This window comes from Pseudomonas sp. NCIMB 10586 (assembly GCF_023127895.1).
GTDB classification, from domain to species: Bacteria; Pseudomonadota; Gammaproteobacteria; order Pseudomonadales; family Pseudomonadaceae; genus Aquipseudomonas; species Aquipseudomonas synxantha_A.
Genome location: NZ_SPKQ01000036.1, coordinates 1 through 4046 on the forward strand (window position 1 = coordinate 1; position 4046 = coordinate 4046).

The following is a 4046-nucleotide window of genomic DNA, read 5'->3' on the forward strand; positions in this document are numbered from 1 at the left end:
GGGCCACGGCCGCGACCAATGCCCTGGAGCATGACGCCGATATCGCCAAGGTCCAGGTTTGGCTGGGTCACGCCAATATCAGCACGACACGCCTGTATGACCGACGTGGCCAACGCCCGGAGGATTCGCCAACGTACAAAGTAAAATACTGAAGGAGGTTCGGCCGGAGAGGCAACCACAAGGGGGTCAAACCCTCATTTGTCCTGAGAATCAGACTACCAACGAAAGGTTATATCATTACGTTTAAAATTCAGTTAACCTGCCATTCGTCGCCTTTATGCACTGACGCATAAATGAACTTGACGGCTTATTATGTATATTTATACAGTATTTCGTGCAGCTTTTTCCCTATTGGGAGAAAGGTGAACGCACGGAAGCCAGCCCTATCAAGCACTGGCGAGCGTAAATCGGCCCAATAATTGTTTTGGATTCGACACTAAATAAGGAGATACGCACATGGCAGGACCAATGGGACCAATTGGACGGATGGAAATTACAACACCCATAACAATTACAGGGGTAGGAACGCCAAACTACTCCCCAATGGGTGGCGTGGGTGGTAATGGTGGCTATAGCAACGGCGGCCCTATGATGGGCCATAGTGCTGGTTTCGACCATACAGGCATGAGAAATTTCTTGTCCAAGACTTATCCGCCTATTTTACGCAGTGCAATTCAAAACGAGGAGCAAAACTATCTGATCAAAAAAACAACCTAGAAAAAAAGGTGACAGACGAACTAATAGCTGCGAAAGCATCATCCCCCGCCACAGGTAACTCTTTAGAAGAAAGAAATCGTAACTCGTTTACCCTGGCGGAAACGCTAATTTTAGCTAAAGAGTCAGAACAAAAGGCGCTAGATTCGGTAGCAGATAGTTTTTATGGCGCGGTCTTCTTTACGAAAACCATTGACGATTATTTGGCTGAAACATTCAATCGGGCACTTCGTTCATTGGCGCCCAGGGACACGATTAATGTTTGGAATAAAGCCAACCAATCGGCGTACGCGGCAAAAATTCTCAAGGACGAAATTGCACTTCTAAAAAGTAAAAAGGATGAGATCCAGAAACGAATGCTGAGTGATGCCAGAAGGAAGGTCCGCAGGGGCCAATTGCCGAGTGCTCCACCAGGTGTATCCTTAGAAAATAATATGCAGGAGACGCTAAAAAATGATCAGTTTTACCCGTCTCGCGGCTCTGCTCATTTTTATACCTGGTTTTATGGCAAGGTCCGAAATGGCGGCCCCTGGGACTACAAAAAAGGTCAACCACAGTACGAGAATTTTGGTAATTTCCATTATGGTGCAGTGGGCACGGCGGGCGGGATTTCGGAGCAAGTGCTGTTGCGAGCCGCAGGTGCAGCTCAAATGAGGGCTGGTACGTCAGAAAATACTTTCGGGACCTTTTGGGGAGATACACCTTATGGCGATGATCCAGTTGACCAAGTATGGATCAAGGCTGGTATAGATTATGCCAAATCAAGGGGTTACTAAGTGGGGAATTTGGGCGCTTTTGATCATTTGTCTAGGGCAGGGGTTGTATATTTATATAAGCTCGCCTTCCAGACCAGATCCTAGCAAAGTCGTTTCAGTCACGAAAGTTGGTGAAGGCGGGGCTATCTATGAAGTCTTATACGATACCGGAGGGGCTACTGTGGCAGATGTCTATCGGTACTTTCTCATGGACATTCAGCCTAGCGACGAAGCGGCTCTTTTAAAGTCAAAAAATAGCTACCCATTTCTTGTGACAAAAAGCTCTAATGCTGTTCGTGAGGTCGTAGAGGATAAGGTAAAATTAAAGACCAATAACACAGTGTATGAATTTCATAGTATCTCGATCTTTAAAACTAATGGAGAAGTTCAGATGGTGAGCTTCGACCTTGACGCTACAACTCCCTAGCTATATGCAACACAAACACCGGCCAAGTGCCGGTGTTTTTTGTTTTCTTAATCGTAGATGTATTAGTAAAGCGTTCAAGGACTCACCCCACACAACGTTAATGGGCAATGAACGCTTTCCAATGCTCCCACATTACAGCAAAGCAATCTTCCCCTGAAACAATCATTGCTCCAGCATCTGGCGCCGGGCTGTGAAAGGTTCGTCCACGCCTAGGATAAAGCCCTCGGCGCCGCTCTTGCGCCAGGTTGAGCTGGTCTAGGCCCCGGGAGAGCTCTCGTAGGAAATTTCCTCTTTGACTTCGATATTCAATGTTCCAGGGTAGTGGACTGCTATCAACACCCGCCCCCATGGATCAGGATCATACAAATGAACGGCTCGTTGCCCCTAGCGTATACCAACCAAGTTTCACCAGAATATCTTCGTAATCTGGACAAATCTCCCTTCACGGAACGGCAGCTTGCCAGTTTTGACGAACAGGCTTTGGCTATTGTTAACCAACAGCGTTCTTACGCTAAAGCATCCCCAGATCGCTATTTACCGAGTGGCAACTGCGGGCAGCCAAACCCGTAATGGCGCGGTGATTCAACATGCGACAGCGCCGATGGAATTCACGCTGGATAACGGTGAACAGGTACGCGCAGCGCAGAAGGGCGATTACGTCGTCTATAGCGATGGCAGTAAGGCGAAAATAATAACTGCCTCAGGAGAAGGTAATAGCCATGTTGCACTGGTGGGAAGCCATCTCAGCAATGGCGACGAGATTATCAATACTCCTCAAAGTGGCCTCCTATTCATATCCCGTCAAGGCGTGGCATTGGCAGATGACTTTTTGCCAGTAATCGAGGACTGAAGAGTGAGGCATGACGCTATTTAACGGTTTCGCCATGCCACCTACTCAAAGTTGGGAGTCGCAACCTGCGGTCAAGAAAATCTTAGGTTCGAACGGAAGAAATGGAGAGCATATCTATGAGTGACGGATACTTCATTGGCTTGGGTGACTTAACCACCTGCGGTGGGAAAGTTCTGGATGGTGATAACAGAATCAACATTTTTGGTGTCCTACATGCCTGCGCAGGTGATCGGGTTACTTGTGGTAAGGACGGGAAAACTTATCGGATCGTCGGTGGCATTTCGCACATGGTGAGCCATGGCAGGCTTATGGCTGGTACGCTGGATAGCTTCAGTGATTGCCCCTGCAGAGCCCGTCTGATCCCCTCGGTTTTTACGGCCACCTATCGCAACAAAAGTGCGGCACCGCTTGCGACCAAGCAAGTCGCTCAATCTGCCTCATCAACGCTAACCAGCGGTTCGCCAGCGCCTCGTCAGTCTGCATTTTCACCATCGAGCACTCCAGCTCCAGCCGTATTCGACCGTTCAGAGCCACAGCAGCCAGGCTTCTATGTTGTGCCCAAAACCATGACCCACGAAGCACTGGAGAACACGCTGTTCCCTACGCCCAACCCGACGGTGATGAACAAGTTTCGGGCGCTCAACCCTAATCGGGGTGACGTCAAAGCTGGCTCAATGATCGTACTCAGTGACCCGAACAACTTTCAGTGTACCCGTGAAGAAGCGGTGCTGATGGAAGCTGCTGCCAAGACTAACGAGGCACTCAAGCCACTGAGCGCTAGCGAAGCCGATTTCATGACACGCCATCACGCGGAGATTGAGGGATTCCTATCGCAGGGTTCTACCGCGATCGGTGCGGGGGAAGCCATGTTTGCCAGGAATCTGGAGGCAGTGAAAGGCACACTGCGTGACATCGAGGCGCTGCATCAAAGCGCCTTTCTCAAGGACGGGCACCTGCGCTCACCGGAATTCTTCGCCGAGCGCAAGCGCCTACTCGCGCAGCTCAACACTGGTTTGACCGGGCTGATTCGCAAAGGTATTGGTTTTCCAGATCACCCGAATTTGAAGAGCGCGCTCGGGATCTCCAGTCGCAGCTTGGTGCACGGGTGGACGAAAGCCGGTGCGCCTGGGCAGATCCCCGGCTACGCAACGCACCTAGACGGGGTGGCCAAGGCCGCCACAGTCGTCAAATATGGCGGCTGGTTCGGCACGGCCGTCGGCGGTGGTGCCTCTTACATGAAGGTTCAGGATGAATCGCCCCGGGTTTCGTAGACACCTCTTTGCCTTAAACTGAGGCCAAT

General features: G+C 50.3%; 5 protein-coding genes. All 5 read left to right on the forward strand.

The features are described 5' to 3' along the window. The coding region (locus E4P01_RS13220) for a tyrosine-type recombinase/integrase (RefSeq protein WP_248130067.1) at positions 1–152 on the forward strand (152 nt) is incomplete at its 5' end. A 304-nt stretch (positions 153–456) separates the two neighbouring features. Continuing rightward, on the forward strand, positions 457–717 hold the full coding sequence (locus E4P01_RS13225) for a hypothetical protein (protein ID WP_216091856.1): 261 nt from the start codon (positions 457–459) through the stop codon (positions 715–717). A gap of 8 nt (positions 718–725) precedes the next feature. Beyond that, on the forward strand, positions 726–1490 hold the full coding sequence (locus tag E4P01_RS28290; protein ID WP_348983561.1) for a polymorphic toxin type 44 domain-containing protein: 765 nt from the start codon (positions 726–728) through the stop codon (positions 1488–1490). Between the two features lie 863 nt (positions 1491–2353). Then, positions 2354–2746 carry a hypothetical protein gene (locus tag E4P01_RS13235; protein ID WP_248130065.1) on the forward strand — a complete coding sequence of 131 codons (393 nt, stop codon included), beginning with the start codon at positions 2354–2356 and terminating at the stop codon, positions 2744–2746. A gap of 116 nt (positions 2747–2862) precedes the next feature. After that, the gene (locus E4P01_RS13240; protein ID WP_248130066.1) at positions 2863–4017 is read left to right on the forward strand and encodes a PAAR domain-containing protein; all 1155 of its coding nucleotides are present in this window, start codon (positions 2863–2865) and stop codon (positions 4015–4017) included. The last annotated feature ends 29 nt before the right edge of the window (positions 4018–4046 follow it).